The organism is Vibrio mediterranei (assembly GCF_013364395.1).
Taxonomy (GTDB): domain Bacteria; phylum Pseudomonadota; class Gammaproteobacteria; order Enterobacterales; family Vibrionaceae; genus Vibrio; species Vibrio mediterranei.
In genome coordinates this window covers 43,227-59,899 of the sequence record NZ_JABXGK010000007.1, presented here as the reverse complement: position 1 = coordinate 59,899, position 16,673 = coordinate 43,227, and the positions used below count along the sequence as shown (strand labels likewise).

Here is a 16,673-nt window from a genome sequence, read left to right as displayed (position 1 = left end):
TAACTCCTTAAAATAACTGCAAAACGGAATCAAACAGCTGGTTAGCCGTACTGATCACCTTCATATTGGCATTGTGCGCATTGGCAAAGGTCATTAGGTTCGCCGCTTCTTCATCACTATTAACGGCACTGACGTTATCGCGCGCTGCCACCGACTGTTCAAACATTGACTGTTTCGCTTGGTAATCTGAATCCGCTTGGCGGGCTTTGATTGCCGTTTCTCCGACCATCGCAGTAAACGCGTCATTCAGCGACAGGGAACCAAAGCCAGTAATGGTCACTGGTTTGTTGCTGATGGCAATCAAGTCCTTGAGGTTATCACTGTTACCTGGGTTACCATCGCTCGAAAATGCTAACTCATCCGACTTAATATCCGTGATAGTTAAGCTGGCAGCGGGGTTAGCTGGGTCGTAGCTAAATAAGGCTTTACCCGCATTGCCATTAAGATCCTGTCCTGCTGCCAAGACCGCATTCACTTCATCCGCCAAGCTACGCGCCATATCATCAATGGCAACTTGATAGGGTTTGAGTACATCCACTTGATAGTCATGAAGTGAGCCCAACTTACCGCCAAGGTCACCTTTAGCCGCAAAGGTTTGATTGCCAAACTCAATATGGATGTCGGCAAGATATGGATCGCTTGGGTCTGGAATCGCTTTAATCACACTGGCATCGCTGCCCATTACTAAAGGCTGCCCTGAAGCTAATGAAACTTGAATACTGCCATCCGCTTGATCGGTGGTCTTCACTTCCATCACTTTGGAAAGTTCTCCCACAAGCGCATCACGCGTGTCCATCAACTGCGCAGGGTTACCACCCGTGCCTTGCATTTCAACAATTTGCTTATTCACTTCCGCGATATTGGACATCAAGCTATTTGCATGAGAAATGGCGGCGTTACGCTGGTCGTGTACATCTTTATGTTGATTATGCAGCGATTCGGTCAAAGTATTGAAGCGGCGAGCTAAGGCCTCCGACTCATTAATCACCTGTTGCCGCAGTGGGGTTGATTCAGGCTTTGTCGTTGCATCGTTCAGTGCTGCAAATAGAGAATCTAAGCCCGCCGATAAGCTAAAGCCATCAGCCCCTAACATGTTTTCCAACTGACTCATGGCGCTGGTATAACCCGATGCGTAGTTAGCGGCACTGGCCGTTGACCAAGTTTGCTTCACCAAATATTGATCGGTCACTCGGCGAATACTGGTCACTTCCACCCCCATTCCGGGGTTAGTTTTATCGTATTTCCCCCCAGCCAACGACGCCATCACCGCTTGCTGACGGCTGTATCCCGGCGTATTAATATTGGCGACGTTTTGAGCGGTCACATCCAATGCCACTCGGTTGGCATTCATGCCTGAAAGCGCAATATTGACGAGGTTCATAACTAGAGCTCCGTTGTTCTAATAAGAGGCTGAGAAAACGCCATGGTCGTGGCCGCCTCGCTTGGGGACTGAATAGTGAAGGCGACGGAATGATCGATGCCATTAATCACATCGTCACTGTGAAGCGAAGCTGTTGTGCTAACCTGTGAACTTGCTTCCATATCGTTAGCCGACCCTAGGGTGCGTGTTAAGCTAGGGTCGAACTGCACCTCGAGGTTCGAGGCTGACGCTTGAGTAGGGCTTAGCTGTTTCACCAGCATATCGGCAATGCCAGAATTCTGCTTTTTGGCAAGTTCGATAGCCAATTGTCCATCATGCATATCTCGAAACACGCCATGTTGCTGCGACGAGAAAGGGCTGTCTTCATCTGCCAGTACGTCACTACTGCTGCGCATTTGGCGCAGTACCATTTGCAAGAACATGGCTTCGAACTGCCCTGCGACTTCTTTTAGTGCACTTTGCTCATCGGCACTGTGTTTAATGTTGGTCAGAGCGGCATTATCGTGATAGAGCATGCTATTAATTCTCGTGCTGTCATTCATCGCATCTATTTTCATCACACTCTCCTAGATCACTACCAACTCAGCATTGAGCGCACCCGCTTCATGCAAGGCCTGTAGAATGGACATCAAATCGGTTGGGGTTGCCCCTAAGCTGTTGACGGCATTCACAATGGTGTTGAGCTCTGTCCCTTCAGGCCAGATCACCATTTGCGCTTGGTCTTCACTGATATCAATTTTCGATTGATCGACCACAACCGTGTCACCGTCAGCGAAAGCATTCGGTTGGCTCACTTGTTGAGACTCAGTAATCGATACCGTTAGGTTGCCATGGCTTACCGCTGCTTCTGTCACTTTTACGTTTTGTCCTACGACAACCGTGCCGGTACGCGAGTTAAAGACGATTCGAGCAGGTTTGCGTCCCTCTACAACACTCATTTCTTCTAGCATCGACATCATGGTCACACGCTGCTGAGTATCTTTTGGCGCGCGCATATCGACGCGCACTTTGTTGATAGCAATGGCCACATCTGGACCAAACGTACCATTGATTTCACGAGCGATATTCTTTGCCGTGGTGAAGCTGGCTTTACGTAGATTCAACGTGATTTGAGAACGAGAGTTAAAGTCCGACGGGATCTCACGTTCTAAGGTTGCGCCATTAGGCACTCGTCCTGCGGTGGGCGTATTTACCGCGATTTTAGAACCGCTGCGTCCTTCAGCAGACACACCTCCAACCACCACATTACCCTGAGCAACTGCGTAGACTTCACCATCCACACCTCGCAATGGCGTTAAGAGTAACGTGCCTCCACGTAAACTTTTGGCATCACCAATTGACGAGACCACTATATCCAACATTTGCCCAGGGCCTGCCATCGGGTCCACCGAAGCAGTGACACTCACCGAGGCGACGTTACGCAATTTTGGATTCGCATCATCACCGATTTGTACCCCAAATTGGCGCAGCATATTGGTGATAGACTGAGCGGTAAACTTCACTTGGTTTCGGTCCCCTTGGCCGTCAAGACCCACAACCAAACCATAACCAACAAGCTGGTTAGTGCGCACACCCTGTACGTCCACCAGATCCATAATTGGGATTTCTACCTCGGCTCTGGCTGATGACATCATACCGAGAGCAAATGCCAGTAGAATTGAAGTAAAGAAATAGCGTTGTTGAGTCATTAGAACGGCATCCATGGGCTGGTAAAGAACTGAGTGAGCCAACCAGCAGAGTTGCTGTCAGCTAAAGCACCACGTCCAGAGTAGGTGATGCGCGCATCCCCTATGCGATGAGAAAACACTTGGTTGTAACGGTCCACATCGTCGGCACGAATAATGCCCGTGACGCGAATAAATTCATCGCCTTGGTTAAGACGAATCCATTTCTCACCGCTAATTTTAAGTACGCCATTGGGCATCACTTCATGTACCGTGACCGTAATAGCGCCTTCTAACTTATTACCTTGGGAGCTAGCGGCACTGCCATCAAAAGCTCGGCTGCCATTAAGACCCACCGCCGTCTCGTCAAAGGTGTTTCCACCAACGGTTGCCGCACCAAAATCCACTTTAGACGTCTTGCCGAATTTGGTATCCGCTTTCTTGCTCGATTGCGTTTCTTCCACCAGCAAAATCGTCAGTACATCACCCACTCGGTACGCTCGACGGTCTTGGAATAAGGTTAAGTTATATTGATGGCGATAGAGGCTTCCTCCCGTTGCTTGTGGCAGCGCGTAATTGAGCTCAGGCGGTGCATACTTTTGTTCATCCGGCTCTGGTGGTACAAACTCTGGTCGAGCTGCACAGCCAGTAAGCACGAGTAGCCCAATTACCACTCCCCAGCGAGAAAGCCATTTCATACCACTTATCCCTTTTCCGTTAATTCCCAACTTTACTAACCTACACCGCTTGTGCGACGAACTTCAGCATGTCATCGGCAGCCGAGACCACCTTGGCGTTCATTTCATAAGCGCGTTGGGTGGTGATCATATCGACCATCTCTTCCACTACTTGCACGTTTGAGCCTTCTAATGCGCCTTGCTTGATACTGCCCGCCCCTTCTTCACCGGCAATCAGCTCTTCTGCTTGCCCGCTGGCTTCGGTCTCTTTAAACAAGTTGCCGCCAATGGCTTCTAGACCTGCTGGGTTAACAAATTTCGCTAGGGTGATTTGTCCTAGATCCTGTGGCGCAGGACCGTCTGCCGTGGTCGCCGTCACCGTGCCATCAACCCCAACAGAGAGTGTCAAAGCGTTATCGGGAATCTGAATTTGAGGCTCCAATGGCAAACCTTGGCTGTTTACCATCAGACCTTCTGAATTGACATGGAACTGACCATTTCGGGTATACATGATCTGGCCATCAGAGTTTTCAATCTGGAAAAAGCCTTGTCCCATCACAGCTAGGTCTAGGTCTTGCCCTGTGTTTTGCGCGCTGCCTTGAGTAAAGACTTTTTGAGTGCCCACCACACGCACACCACTACCTAACTGAACCCCAGTCGGTAGTTGGTTCACTTGGTCGACTTGCGCGCCTGGCTGGCGCTGAATGCTATAAAATAAGTCTTCAAACACCACTCGATCGCGTTTGAAGCCTACGGTATTAACGTTGGCAAGGTTATTGGAAATCGCCGTCATTTTTGTATCTTGGGCGGCCATCCCTGTTTTACTGACCCATAATGCTGAATGCATGGTTTACTCCTTGGCGCGAGCGATTAGCTCGCACTCATTAATTTGTTGCCGGATTGCGCAAGGGTTTCCGCCGTTTTCATCATGCGGATTTGCATCTCAAAGTTTCTGGTAAGTGACATAACGCTAAGCAGCTCATCAATGGCTGACACGTTACTACCTTCGATATGTTCCGGGGCAAGGTTTACCGTTGGATCAGCGGCAAAAGGTTGGCCATCAAGGCTATGCAGCAAACTATCGCTTTCCTTTTGCAGTTGATTCATATCCGGTTTGACCAACTTCAATGTGCCTACTTCCACTTCGGCACCACCGCCTGGAGGAATCACCGAAACACGACCACGTTCACTGATCTCTACCTTTTGGAACTCAGGCAGTACCATCGGGCCATTATCACCAACCACGGCAAAACCATTGATGCTCATCGCACCCAGTTCATCGACTTTGATGTTACCGGCACGAGTGTATGCCTCATTGCCGGTAGGGGTTTGTACACTGATGTAGCCTTCACCCATGATGGCAATGTCTAGCGCTCGGCCCGTTTTCACCACATCGCCAGCATCAAAGCGTGTCGCTGCCGAGTTGGTGACCACCATAGTGCGGCCATCAAAACCAGAACCTTGTAGGGGAATGCTTTTAACGCGTTCCATATCTGCGCGAAAACCTGCAGTGTCCGCGTTCGATAAGTTGTTGGAGCGAACGTGTTGCGCTTTGAGTACTCGGCTCGCCCCTGTGGTTGCTGTGAATAACAAGCTATCCATGCTCTACACCTTATACTGCGTTAAACAGAGCTTGAGTGAGCTTGTCAGACGTTGAGATGGTTTTAGCGTTAGCTTGATAGTTGCGCTGTGCTGTCATCAAGTTCACAAGCTCAGAGGTCAGGTCAACGTTCGAGCCTTCCAATGCACCCGGCGTTAGGTCGCCTAACACACCAGAGCCAGGGGTGCCCATGACTGGCGCCCCTGAGCCATAACTTTGAGTCCATGCGGTACCATTAGTTTTCGCAAGCCCTTGAGGGTTGGCAAAGTTGGCTAACACCACTTGTCCTTGCAGCTGAGATTGACCATTGGTGTAGGTCGCAAACACCATACCGTTATCTTCAACGCGTACGCCTGCTAATTCACCAGAGGTGTAACCGTTGGGATTGTTGGTACTCACACCAAATGCCGCTCCAAACTGAGTGCTACCTTCGAGGCTAATATCGATGCTCATGGCATTCGCACCTGCCGCAGGAAACGCAACGTTAAAACTGCCCGTTGGCGAGGCTAGTGTGCCATCCGGATTGAAGGTAACCGGAACCGTTTGTGCTGGCGTACTGCCACCGTCAACCTGAACATTCACTTCCCAAGTATTGTCTGCAGTCTTAGTGAAGTACTGAGTCACCGTATGCGAGTTGCCTAATGAGTCATAAACTTTGGAGGTATATGATGAGTTGAAAGAATCTGGATCTGCTGGGTCAAAAGGATTCACCGTTTGATCGACGATTTTTGAGCTGGCGTCAAAGTTAGCCACGAAGTCCAACTTATCAGTCGCTTGTGCGGCTAGTGATGAAGTACTGATCTTCAGATCACCCACTGAGCCCGTCAGTAGATTATTGTTGCTATCAACACCATAACCTTGCAGTTTCGCTCCCGTATTACCAACCACATAGTTGTCTTTATCGGTACCAAATACGCCCGCACGGGTATACAGCGTTTGTCCCATATGGTCTTTAGTGACGAAGAAGCCATTACCATTGATGGCCAAGTCCATAGCACGACCTGTTCCCGAAACCGAACCGTTCTTATCAAAGTTTTGCGAGATGGATGCGACTTCTACCCCTCCGGCTTGCATACCGTTATACACCGCAGAGAATTCTGTGCGCGCTTCTTTAAAACCGTAAGTCGATGCGTTAGCGATATTGTGGCTGATGGTATTAAGCTGAGTGTTAGTAGCGTCCAAGCCACTTAATGCGATATCAAAGCTCATAATGTCCTCTAATTCTGATAATGTGTCTCAGCACGTTGTTGTGCGATGAGCGTAGGCGCTAGGCACCAAACTGACTGATTTGATAGAAAGGCACGTTGCCAACACCAGCGATATTCACCATGGCTGCGCCTCCGTTACTTGGAATTCGTACTTGCTTCACTTCACCGGCAAGCAATAAGTTAGGGTCCGCCTGACCTTCTTGAACCTCTACCGATATCGAATACTTACCGGGCTTAAGACCCAACTCTTCAGGGTTGATTGAAAAATCCACGTCTCCCGCAGGGTGTGCGCCAAGCGGTACTTTGGTTTTCTGACCGAACTCGTCTTCTACAACTAAGGTCACTTGATTGGATGAATGCGCCAGCTCAACGCGGCCGCTTTGTATCCCGTCCGATAACTCCACTTCATTACCACTGACATACACGGTTTGCCCCACTAGCCCTGCCGTGGAAAGCACCTGCATGTTATCCAGCAGTACCATACTGTTTTGCATCAGCATCGACATATTCTCGGTACTCTGTACCTGTGAAAACTGTGCTAATTGGCTGACATACTCAGTGCCGTCTAATGGGTTCAGTGGGTCTTGGTTTTGAATCTGCGCCACCATCAAGGTGATAAACTCATTTTGCAGTGACGTTGCGCTGTTCATGTCTTGTGGGTTGGCCGCGATACCAGCATTACTTTGACTCGCAACCGCCGTGTCCGTATCCAGAGCGGTAAATTGCGCGATACTCATTAGCGTCCTTCTCCTAGTCTCAACAAGCCTTGCTGCATGCTTTTCACATTAGCCAGCACTTCAACGTTGGTTTCAAAGCTGCGAGTTGCCGACATCATATCGGCCATTTCCGCCACCACATCGACACCTGGGTAGTACACATAGCCTTCTTCATTTGCCAGCGGGTTATTCGGTTCAAAACGCTGATCGGCTTTGGCATCACTTTGCACCACATCAACAATGCGCACTTCCGCATTCGGATACACATTTTGTCCCGCGGCAAGTTGAGTTTGACTGTATACCGTGGCAAATACTGGCTTTAACGCTTTGTAAGCATCATCTGGGTTAGCCGACACGGCATCAGCGTTTGCCAAGTTACTTGCCACTGTGTTCAATCGCACAGTTTGCGCCGTCATCGCAGAGCCTGCGATGGAATAGATATCAGTGAATGACATGATTAGCGTCCCTCTATCGCTTTAGCCAAACCACTGAATTTCATATTCATAAAGGTCAGACTGGTTTGGAAATCCATGTTGTTTTGGGTGAACTTGGCTTGCTCTACACCGAGCTCAACGGTATTGCCGTCTTTACTGTTTTGGTAAGGCACTGAGTATTGCGTCGCAATGTCCAATTTTGGTGTTGGCGTATGCACACCATTTGGATTGGCTTGCTTCATCACGGTGGTAAAACTCAAGTCTTTGGCTAGGTATCCAGGGGTATCGACATTTGCTAAGTTACTAGCAAGCACCTTGGTACGCTGAACCCGAAAGTTGAGTGCTTGTGGGTGAACCCCCAATGCACTATCAAAACTGATTGCCATGTCTCTTGTCCTTAAATGGGCGAAGTACCAAGGGAAATAACAAGATATGTGCCAATTTTTTTATAAAACAAAAACAATGACTTACATATTTATCAGGAAATGGAACTTCCGTTTTACGGAAGCAAGACGTGGGATGAGGAAGTGGCTAGGAAGTGCTTTTTTGCTGCTGCTTACTTTACCTTCACAGGCCGAAATTCAGCAAAAAATGACGCCACAAGACGTGGAAGTGGCAGTACAACAGTCCGTCTTGGCGGAGATCGAACGCACCGCCCAGAGACAAAACTGGCAACACTACGAAACCAATCTGGTGATGTTCGTTCCAGAGTCAGCAAAACATTTAGCGAAATGCCAAGCACCATTGATTATCACAAGCCGAGATAGTCAGGCACTGCCTGTAGGCAACTTAAGACGCAGTGTGCAATGCCAAGATGGTCACAACGACTGGCGCATCAATACCAGCGCCAAAGTGACCTTATCGCTGCCTGTGGCCGTCGCCAGTCAAACATTAAATCGAGACACTCAGATCACTGCTGCATCAGTACAACTGGAAACTCGCACTCTCAATCGCGCCGTTCATTTCGTTGCCGATTTATCACAAATCATTGGCAACCAAGTCTCTCGCCGTATGCGAACAGGGCAAATCATTGATGCCAGCTTCGTGGTCAAGCCCCCGCTCGTCGAGAAGGGCAATGAAGTCGTCATCATTGCAGCAAAAGGAAAATTCAATGCCAGCACGAAAGGCATTGCGTTGGAAACCGGTGGAGCTGGGAAGCAAATCGAGGTGCAAAATAGCCAATCTAAGAAAGTAATTCGAGCTGTGGTAACAGGTTTGAACCAAGTTCACACTCAGTTCTAATTTCTGGCTCAAGATAACAATTTTCGATTTTAGTGCTCGAATCAAATCGGATTTCTGCTGTAAAAAAATAAAAAGACCCAAATTCATCAAGGCAGATTTAATACTGCCTTCACTTTTGCCGCCCTATACTGTTAACGACACAGCGACAGGACAACATAGCAATGAAAATCGACAAGGTGGCCGGTGGGCACGTCCCTCAAACCAACTTTAATCAATCTAAAACACAGACCACTGAAGCTCCGACGCGCAAGACCGTTTCTGAGTCGGCGTTTAATGCCAATACAGCAGCATTGGATAAAGCCCAAGCCGAACTTGCCGCAATGCCGAATGTCGATATGGCAAAGGTTGAGGCAGTTCGTAATGCACTGGCGAAAGGTGAGTTGGGACTAGACGTCAAAGCGTTATCACAAGCAGTAATGCGTTTTCATACAGGACATGAGTCTTAGCCGTTATTTAATGGGCTATGTCTCAGCAAGAGGGCAACTAAATGGCAGCAACAAGGACAGAGCTAGTCCAGCAATTTGTACTTTCAATCTCTGAAGACATCAAGCTTTATCGCAAGCTATTGGCACTGCTACAGCATCAAAAAGCGCTGTACTTAAAGTTTGATGGTGAAGCATTGAGTAACAATATTCATAACCAACTGCCAGTTCTCAAGCAACTAGGAAGCAATGCCAGTAAACGCAGCCACACGTTGCAACAACTGCAACTACCATGTTCTGAAAACGGAGCTAAAAAGCTCATTCGCGCTCTGCCAGCCAAGCTGTCCGATAGTATTGCCAAGCAATGGCAAATTCTAGAGGCGCTGATTAAAGAGTGTCAAAAGTACAATCATGACAATGGACAAAGTTCGGCCGCTTTCCATGAGTTACTCGGGGAGTTAACAGGGCAAGAACAACACTGTTATGGGGAACATGTCAGGTAACCTGAACCGCAACATCTACTGTTACCACTTACTATTATGGGTGGGAATTATCTTTGCGTGTCTCTGGTTTCGTCCTAGTCATGCGAATAGTCGGCCGCCAGAGAGTGCAATCCAGCCCCATTTAGACACTCTAAAGCCTTACCAAAAACAGATCATGAAGAAGTTTGAAGAATTCAACCCTTTGGTCGATGAGATCTTCAAACAGCTCTCTAAGCGTTCTCTGCCAGACAGTTTAGTTTTAGTTCCCATGCTTGAGTCCTCCTATAACCCTAAAGCTATTTCGCCTGCAAAAGCAGCCGGGCTTTGGCAGCTAATGCCGGCTACTGCGAAACGTTTTGGGCTCACAGTGACTCAGCAGCACGACCAACGTTTTGAGATAGCGCCGAGCACACATGCGGCGATGCAATATCTCGACTTTCTGTATAACAAGTTTGACGGTGATATTAACCTGACTCTCGCCGCCTACAACGCAGGTGAAGGGCGTGTACAGCGAGCCATCAAAAGAGCGGGTAGTCGGCAATTTTCAGATTTACGATTACCCACTGAGACCACACACTACGTTCACCGGTTTTATGCTCTATTGGCATTAGTCGACGTGAATTCACTAAGACAAGATCGCGTGACGACAATGTGGCTGTTTGCCAGCGAAACCCATTGGCAGCAAGCACCGCTTATCGACTTAACACCACTGCCCCCCTTGATTTCGCTGTGACTAAGCTAACAATCTAAAAATTGCTTGTTCCCATCACCTTATTCACTGGTAAGATGCTGACATTCTAACCTATTCACCCAGACTCACTTTCATGCATAACGAACGCAAGGCAATCATCTTCGGATTGTCCGCTGTCCTCCTGTGGTCAACAGTCGCGACGGCATTTAAATTGACTTTAGCTGAATTCACACCAGCACAAATGGTCGCAGCAGCCTCATTCGCCTCAACCCTTGCCTTAGTCGCAGTCTGCGCATTTCAAGGTACCTTGTCGCAAGTAAAGACCACCTTTGTCTCAAACCCATTTTATTATCTGCTACTTGGTTTGATTAACCCGCTAGCATATTACCTAATTTTGTTCAAAGCTTACGACTTGCTACCGGCTTCGCAAGCTCAGCCCATCAACTACAGTTGGGCCATTACCTTGACCTTAATGGCCGCCGTTTTTCTAAAGCAGAAAATTCGCCCTCAAGACTGGTTTGCATGTGCGTTGGGCTATTTAGGTGTTGTGGTTATCGCCACTAAAGGCGATGTACTGGGATTACAGTTCGATAGTCCTGCTGGCGTCGGTTTAGCCCTGCTTTCTACTCTACTTTGGGCGGGTTATTGGATCTTAAATACTCGCAATACCGCCGACCCTGTTGTTGGTGTGTTACTCGGTTTTTTAGTCGCACTACCGTTTGCCTTTGCCGTCGCACTTTATGAAGGCGCAGCGTGGTCAACCATCAGCATCAAAGGTTGGCTCGCGGTGTCTTATGTGGGTCTATTTGAGATGGGCATAACCTTTGTCTTATGGCTAAGTGCTCTGAAACTAACACAGAACACCGCTCGTATAAGTAACCTTATATTTGCATCACCGTTTATTTCTTTGATGTTGCTAGCATATGTTATCGGCGAAGAAATACATCCATCCACGTTAGTTGGCTTAGTACTGATTGTTATCGGACTAGTTGTTCAGCAAATCAAACGCAAAGCATAACTTCACTCCGCTTATCAACTGCAGTAAACCAAGCGTTTTAAACGTTTGGTTTACTGCATCATCAGCCGTTTTTTTCATACTTTTTTTACCTAGATCTCAAAAACGAACCTTTTCCGCCCCTCTCTTTATCAGCATAAAACTCCAGAAAAAACCACCAAAACAATCATTAACTCCAAACTGGAAAATGACATGGCCTTTTTGGCATTGCATCACTCTAAAAAACCTGTAGAAATGTAAGCGCACTAAATAAATTAATAATCAAAGTGTAAATATTTAGATACAGCCCAACACTCCCTCTACGGATAATAATGACAAAGGAAATGCTTTATGGATAACTCCATTCCTTCATCCAGTGCCGCTCGTCCCGGCATCTCTCAATTAATTCGTTCACTTGGCCCCGGTATTATGATGGCTGCCGCTGCCGTTGGCGGTTCACATCTCGTCGCTTCAACCAAAGCAGGTGCTATTTATGGTTGGCAATTAGCTGCACTCATTCTGCTCGTAAACCTATTTAAATACCCATTCTTCCGAGCAGGTGTTCAATATACCGTAGGTACTGGTGATAGCCTTATTCAAGGCTACGCGGGACTTGGTCGCGGCTACCTTTGGGTCTTCACGATTCTCAATGTTATTTCTGCAGTGGTAAACACCGCAGCGCTTCTACTATTCAGTGCCAGCCTACTTGGTTATTTCCTACCTTTTGAACTACCTTCGTTAGCTCTATGTGGCGTGGTCTTAGTGACTTGTGTAGCAATTCTGTTTGCAGGGCACTACAGGGCATTGGATGGGCTGTCAAAAGCCATCATGGCAACACTCACCGTTGCGACGGTTACAGCTGTCGTTATCGCCGCTTCTAACGGCAGTGTAGCTCCGGCAGATTATCAATCCCCTTCTCCTTGGACGATTGCCGCCATTGGCTTCATTGTGGTTACCATGGGTTGGATGCCTGCTCCAATTGAGATTTCTAGCATCACATCTATGTGGCTCAAGAGTCAGTGTAAGAAACAAAAAGTAACTGCTGAGTCTGCTCTGTTTGATTTCAACGTCGGTTATATTGGTACAGTAGTATTGGCGATTGTTTTTGTCGCCTTAGGTGCTTTGGTAATTCATGGCTCTGGTACTGAGCTTTCAGCATCAGGCGTAGGATTTTCCCATCAGTTGGTGAGCATGTATGCTTCGACCATCGGTGAATGGTCTCGTTATCTAATTGCGGTCATCGCCTTCTTCTGTATCTTTGGTAGTACTATCACGGTGATCGACGGTTATTCACGCGCAATCGCGGAGTCACAACGTCTGCTACAAAATCAAACGGAAGAAAATCCGAAGACTTATCAAGCCTGGGTCATCGTGGTTTCTATTGTCGCGATCTCTATCATCGCCTTCTTTGCTCAAGCGCTAATGCCAATGCTCAACTTTGCGATGATCATGGCCTTTGTGACGACGCCTATTTTTGCTCTTTTGAACTACATTCTTGTCTCTAAAACGGAGCTACCGACAGCTCTCCAAATGGGCAGTAAGCTAAAAGCACTGTCAATTCTAGGCTTAATCTATTTGTTCGGTTTCCTCGCCTTATTCATTTGGTGGAAATGGATAATGTAAAAACAGCAACGCCGAGCTCAATGCTCGGCGTTTTTTTAGGCTAGCGTATAATTATGTATTTGATTACAAGAACGCTAAGAACGGAGAGATACAAAGCAGGATACCCGTTACGATAATCATATTGGTCGCCATGCCTTTATATTTCGCTAAGTGCGGGACTTGATACACCAAGTACGCTGGAATCAAACAGCCAACCAAACCAAACACAGGGCTACAAATCGAAGTAAATGATAGGATTGGAGCATTGATGGCGATAGCACCCCAAGCAAGTAAAATAATGAAAACAGTAACCAACTTGCTGATCAATTTAGCATCTACTTGAGACTCATCGTATTTACGTAGAATCACATTCATAGCCAAACCAGTACACGCTTCCTTGAATGCCAAGAATACGCCGAAGAAAGACGTCACAACAGCAAAGATATTGATTACGATACCAGCAATGGTCGCCCAGCTGCCTGGGAAGTATTTAGCAATAATCGCTAACGCAGAAATGTTTTGGTTCATTGCATCAGCCGCTTGGTCTTGGCTGATAGCAAACGTAAAGGAAACAGCAAAGAAGAATACGATAACAAAGAGAATCGCAAAGGCAATCTTCATCGCACGGGTCGCTTTATAACGCGCAACTTCGATAGACTTCTCGTGAGAGCGATAAGAAATCACCATCGGGCTAAGAGACTGGATGAATAAAATTGAGGTCAGCGTAAATGGTAGAGTAATAATGGCATCTTTAATCATAGGGCCTATATTGCCCACCGCTGGAATATTATTAAAATCCCATCTTGCAACCAAAAGCACACCCATTAGTGCAACCAGTGAGAGGACCGTTACAGCCATAAACCCAGACAGTTTAAACAACAGCTTTTCACCTTTAGAGCCGATAAAAGAAAGCACACAAATAAGTGCTAATCCATAAAAAACATTATCGCTTAACTTCGTTTCTGTCACTCCAAATGAATGCAGGTATGATGCACTGTCATTAGTCACTGCTAGGGAATAAACTAACACCCAGATAACTAGCATGATGAAATATAATGCACCTAAAGCCATACCCCAGTTCTTGCCTAAATAGCCAGTAATGACTCCCGGATAGTCAGTACATTCTTTTGATTCAGCCAATGTATTAATGAACAGCTTCTGGAATAAGTACATAGCAGGGTAACCAATAACCGAAGAGAGTAAGAAAACCCAAAGTCCCATTACCCCGACTTGAACCGGAAGAAATACGATACCAGCACCAATAGCCATGCCGATACTCATCACAATCCAACCAATATCTACGCTATCGAATTTAATGGCTTTTTGCCATTCTTGCAGCGACATTCCTGCTTTTTCGTAAGGCGTTTCTTGCTCTCTTAGCTCGATGCCATCACTAATCTGTGTCATTGTACGTCTCCGTTTTGGAATTAATTATTGTTCTATTTTTTTGTTATTTTCTAAGTGGAACTTAGATGATTTTTAGAGAGTACATTAACAATATGAGAAAATTTTTTTCCTTTTCTTAAATTAAAATAGATAATTAGAATATAATTCTACTCATAGAGACACCGCACAAAAACAATTTCTCACTTTGATTACAATCAATAAAACCCAACTTTAAACAATGCATATTTGTGACATAGCACAATATTTAACAACAATAAAAACGTTAACTAATATGTCCTTCAAGTTGAACAAGATCACACAATAAGAAATAAAATAACCAAAAATAAATAACCGAACCAATTTCCTCTTATTTTATATCTGCACTAATAATAAATAACAATATATAAAAAGCCTTTTATTTCAAATAAGAATAATAAACCCTTTTATGAAATTTGTTCTAAAATCTACTTATAGGTATTTCTTTGCAATATAAATTCAACAATTACACAGAAAATAACGTTAATAACAAATATTACTAACATGCTATTAAGCACGAATATACGCTCCATAAAGAGAGGAAAGAAGGTGGTTTTAGGCTGAAGAAAACAACCCTACAAGAAAAGTAAAAAAGGCCAATGAAGCATTGGCCTTTTATTGTATTCAATTTAGCTTATTTTTACGTATCAACACATAGAGCAATTTGGGCACCAAAGAGCGTTACTTGTTCACCATGATCTCTAGAATTTGAACATCAGTCTGAGTCATCGCGCCATTTGCAAGACTAGAAAGATTACGAATAGACTCATCCACATTTTCTGAGACAATGCCTTCGTTTCCTGTTACGCGAATACCATCCAACGCCATCAATGTCGCCTTAAAAGCAGCACCAGCAGAGGATGAGACCTTCATAGCGCAACTGGTTTTCGCACCATCGCAAATCATGCCTGCCACGTCACCAATCATGCTACATATCGCATCGCTAATTTGTTTGAAGTTACCACCGAGAAGCCATGTCATTCCGGCCGCAGCTCCCATCGAAGCGGTTGTCGCTCCGCATAGTGCCGACAATTTATGTTGATAGCTCTTAATATAGACTGCCATTAAATGAGATAACATCAGTGCTCGAATCATGGTTTCTCGGTCAGCATGCACATGCTCAGCTACTACCACAACAGGCATTGTTGCGGAAATACCTTGATTTCCCGAACCCGAATTACTCATCGCTGGCTTCATCGCACCATCCATACGAGCATCCGACGCAGCCGAAGTTCGACAAAGTACGTCCGTCATCAAGCTTTTAGCAAGCAAACCTTTGTCGACATTACGCTTAAATGTAGCGCCAACTTGCAAACCATAGTCTTGGCTTAACCCTTCATGGGATAGGTCATTGTTCAGCTGATAGGCTTGCTCAATAAAGCTGATGCTTTCTAACGGCGCATTCAGAGCAAAGTCAAAAATGTCCTGTGCACAAGCATCTTTCATTGGACTTTCTGTTGGCTCAGAAGCTGTTTCTGCCTCTTGCTCTTGTGTATTGATGTAAGTGGTTAAGCCATCCTCTTCAATCGACACTACATTAGTATGGCTGTCTGCAATGGTCACAGCGACGCGATGTTCACCATCACTGACCACGACTTTGGCATAAATAATGTTGAGCACGTCGGCTACTTCGACCGTCACTGCACTTTGCAATGATTTCGCTTGAGTCACATCTTCTGGCGTAATATTTTTGAGAACTTCAAGCCCAGCCTCTGGCTCACCAGCCACGGCACCGATAGCGGCCGCGATCGACAACCCAACCATTCCAGTGCCTGGAACACCAACACCCATACCATTTTTCATTAAGTTAGGAGAAACATGGACCGAGATCATCTGGATATCTCCAGCAAGCTTTTGAGCGGCAATCGCACTAGCTAGTGCAACCGATACTGGCTCAGTACAACCCAATGCAGGTACGACTTCTTTTTTAATTAAGCGGGTAAAACCATCCCAAAGTTCAGTTCTCATAAATACACCTATACTCACCAAGCCTCAGAATTCCAAGACCGAAAATTATGAATCTCAACCCGTTCAACAAGCGTTTCAGGCTGATATGCTTTTAAGCGAATAGGTACACTATACGAGCTTTGTTAGAGATTTTTTTTACCTTATTTACTATCAAAAACCAAAATTGGAGA

At 46.2% G+C, this 16,673-nt stretch carries 18 protein-coding genes; 6 read left to right on the top strand and 12 right to left on the bottom strand.

All coding sequences use genetic code 11. The features are described 5' to 3' along the window. Nucleotides 1-7 precede the first annotated feature (7 nt). Genes flgK through flgB form a run of 10 tightly spaced genes read right to left on the bottom strand, consistent with a single transcriptional unit; the run spans nt 8 to nt 8,066 of the window. Nucleotides 8-1,381, bottom strand: coding sequence for a flagellar hook-associated protein FlgK (gene flgK / locus HOP38_RS16775; protein WP_198558537.1), 1,374 nt, complete (start codon nt 1,379-1,381; stop codon nt 8-10). Between the two features lie 2 nt (nt 1,382-1,383). Beyond that, nucleotides 1,384-1,938: a rod-binding protein gene (locus tag HOP38_RS16770; protein WP_198558536.1), complete on the bottom strand. Its 555-nt coding sequence runs from the start codon at nt 1,936-1,938 to the stop codon at nt 1,384-1,386. Between the two features lie 9 nt (nt 1,939-1,947). After that, nucleotides 1,948-3,069, bottom strand: coding sequence for a flagellar basal body P-ring protein FlgI (locus HOP38_RS16765; RefSeq protein ID WP_006072123.1), 1,122 nt, complete (start codon nt 3,067-3,069; stop codon nt 1,948-1,950). Further along, a complete protein-coding gene (gene flgH, locus HOP38_RS16760; protein ID WP_006072121.1) occupies nt 3,069-3,743 on the bottom strand; it encodes a flagellar basal body L-ring protein FlgH in 675 nt (224 codons plus the stop codon). The genes HOP38_RS16765 and flgH overlap by 1 nt, the downstream gene beginning before the upstream one ends. 40 nt (nt 3,744-3,783) lie before the next feature. Then, on the bottom strand, nt 3,784-4,569 hold the full coding sequence (flgG, locus tag HOP38_RS16755) for a flagellar basal-body rod protein FlgG (RefSeq protein WP_006072118.1): 786 nt from the start codon (nt 4,567-4,569) through the stop codon (nt 3,784-3,786). 23 nt (nt 4,570-4,592) lie between these two features. After that, nucleotides 4,593-5,324, bottom strand: a complete 732-nt coding sequence (locus HOP38_RS16750; RefSeq protein ID WP_006072116.1) for a flagellar basal body rod protein FlgF — start codon at nt 5,322-5,324, stop codon at nt 4,593-4,595. A 10-nt stretch (nt 5,325-5,334) separates the two neighbouring features. Beyond that, the gene (flgE, locus tag HOP38_RS16745; protein ID WP_006072114.1) at nt 5,335-6,531 is read right to left on the bottom strand and encodes a flagellar hook protein FlgE; all 1,197 of its coding nucleotides are present in this window, start codon (nt 6,529-6,531) and stop codon (nt 5,335-5,337) included. A gap of 58 nt (nt 6,532-6,589) precedes the next feature. Next, on the bottom strand, nt 6,590-7,267 hold the full coding sequence (gene flgD / locus HOP38_RS16740; protein ID WP_198558535.1) for a flagellar hook assembly protein FlgD: 678 nt from the start codon (nt 7,265-7,267) through the stop codon (nt 6,590-6,592). Continuing rightward, a complete protein-coding gene (gene flgC, locus HOP38_RS16735; protein WP_006072110.1) occupies nt 7,267-7,701 on the bottom strand; it encodes a flagellar basal body rod protein FlgC in 435 nt (144 codons plus the stop codon). The genes flgD and flgC overlap by 1 nt, the downstream gene beginning before the upstream one ends. A gap of 2 nt (nt 7,702-7,703) precedes the next feature. Beyond that, on the bottom strand, nt 7,704-8,066 hold the full coding sequence (gene flgB, locus HOP38_RS16730; protein ID WP_006072109.1) for a flagellar basal body rod protein FlgB: 363 nt from the start codon (nt 8,064-8,066) through the stop codon (nt 7,704-7,706). A 133-nt stretch (nt 8,067-8,199) separates the two neighbouring features. On the opposite strand from flgB, the gene flgA reads away from it, so the two are divergent. From flgA to HOP38_RS16700, 6 genes are all read left to right on the top strand, one after another. Next, a complete protein-coding gene (gene flgA / locus HOP38_RS16725) occupies nt 8,200-8,922 on the top strand; it encodes a flagellar basal body P-ring formation chaperone FlgA (RefSeq protein ID WP_198558534.1) in 723 nt (240 codons plus the stop codon). 161 nt (nt 8,923-9,083) lie between these two features. Continuing rightward, nucleotides 9,084-9,368, top strand: coding sequence for a flagellar biosynthesis anti-sigma factor FlgM (gene flgM, locus HOP38_RS16720; protein WP_006072105.1), 285 nt, complete (start codon nt 9,084-9,086; stop codon nt 9,366-9,368). 41 nt (nt 9,369-9,409) lie between these two features. Further along, nucleotides 9,410-9,847 carry a flagellar export chaperone FlgN gene (gene flgN, locus HOP38_RS16715; protein ID WP_006072104.1) on the top strand — a complete coding sequence of 146 codons (438 nt, stop codon included), beginning with the start codon at nt 9,410-9,412 and terminating at the stop codon, nt 9,845-9,847. After that, nucleotides 9,837-10,559: a lytic transglycosylase domain-containing protein gene (locus tag HOP38_RS16710; protein ID WP_124940490.1), complete on the top strand. Its 723-nt coding sequence runs from the start codon at nt 9,837-9,839 to the stop codon at nt 10,557-10,559. The genes flgN and HOP38_RS16710 overlap by 11 nt, the downstream gene beginning before the upstream one ends. 91 nt (nt 10,560-10,650) lie before the next feature. Further along, nucleotides 10,651-11,535, top strand: a complete 885-nt coding sequence (locus tag HOP38_RS16705; RefSeq protein WP_006072101.1) for a DMT family transporter — start codon at nt 10,651-10,653, stop codon at nt 11,533-11,535. A 327-nt stretch (nt 11,536-11,862) separates the two neighbouring features. Further along, nucleotides 11,863-13,134, top strand: coding sequence for an NRAMP family divalent metal transporter (locus HOP38_RS16700; RefSeq protein WP_198558533.1), 1,272 nt, complete (start codon nt 11,863-11,865; stop codon nt 13,132-13,134). Nucleotides 13,135-13,197: 63 nt separating this feature from the next. Here the strand turns inward: HOP38_RS16700 and HOP38_RS16695 are convergent, their stop codons facing one another. Both HOP38_RS16695 and HOP38_RS16690 read right to left on the bottom strand, forming a co-directional pair. Continuing rightward, on the bottom strand, nt 13,198-14,520 hold the full coding sequence (locus HOP38_RS16695) for an SLC5/6 family protein (RefSeq protein WP_038228676.1): 1,323 nt from the start codon (nt 14,518-14,520) through the stop codon (nt 13,198-13,200). A 696-nt stretch (nt 14,521-15,216) separates the two neighbouring features. Beyond that, nucleotides 15,217-16,503, bottom strand: coding sequence for an L-cysteine desulfidase family protein (locus tag HOP38_RS16690; RefSeq protein ID WP_006072096.1), 1,287 nt, complete (start codon nt 16,501-16,503; stop codon nt 15,217-15,219). Nucleotides 16,504-16,673 lie beyond the last annotated feature (170 nt).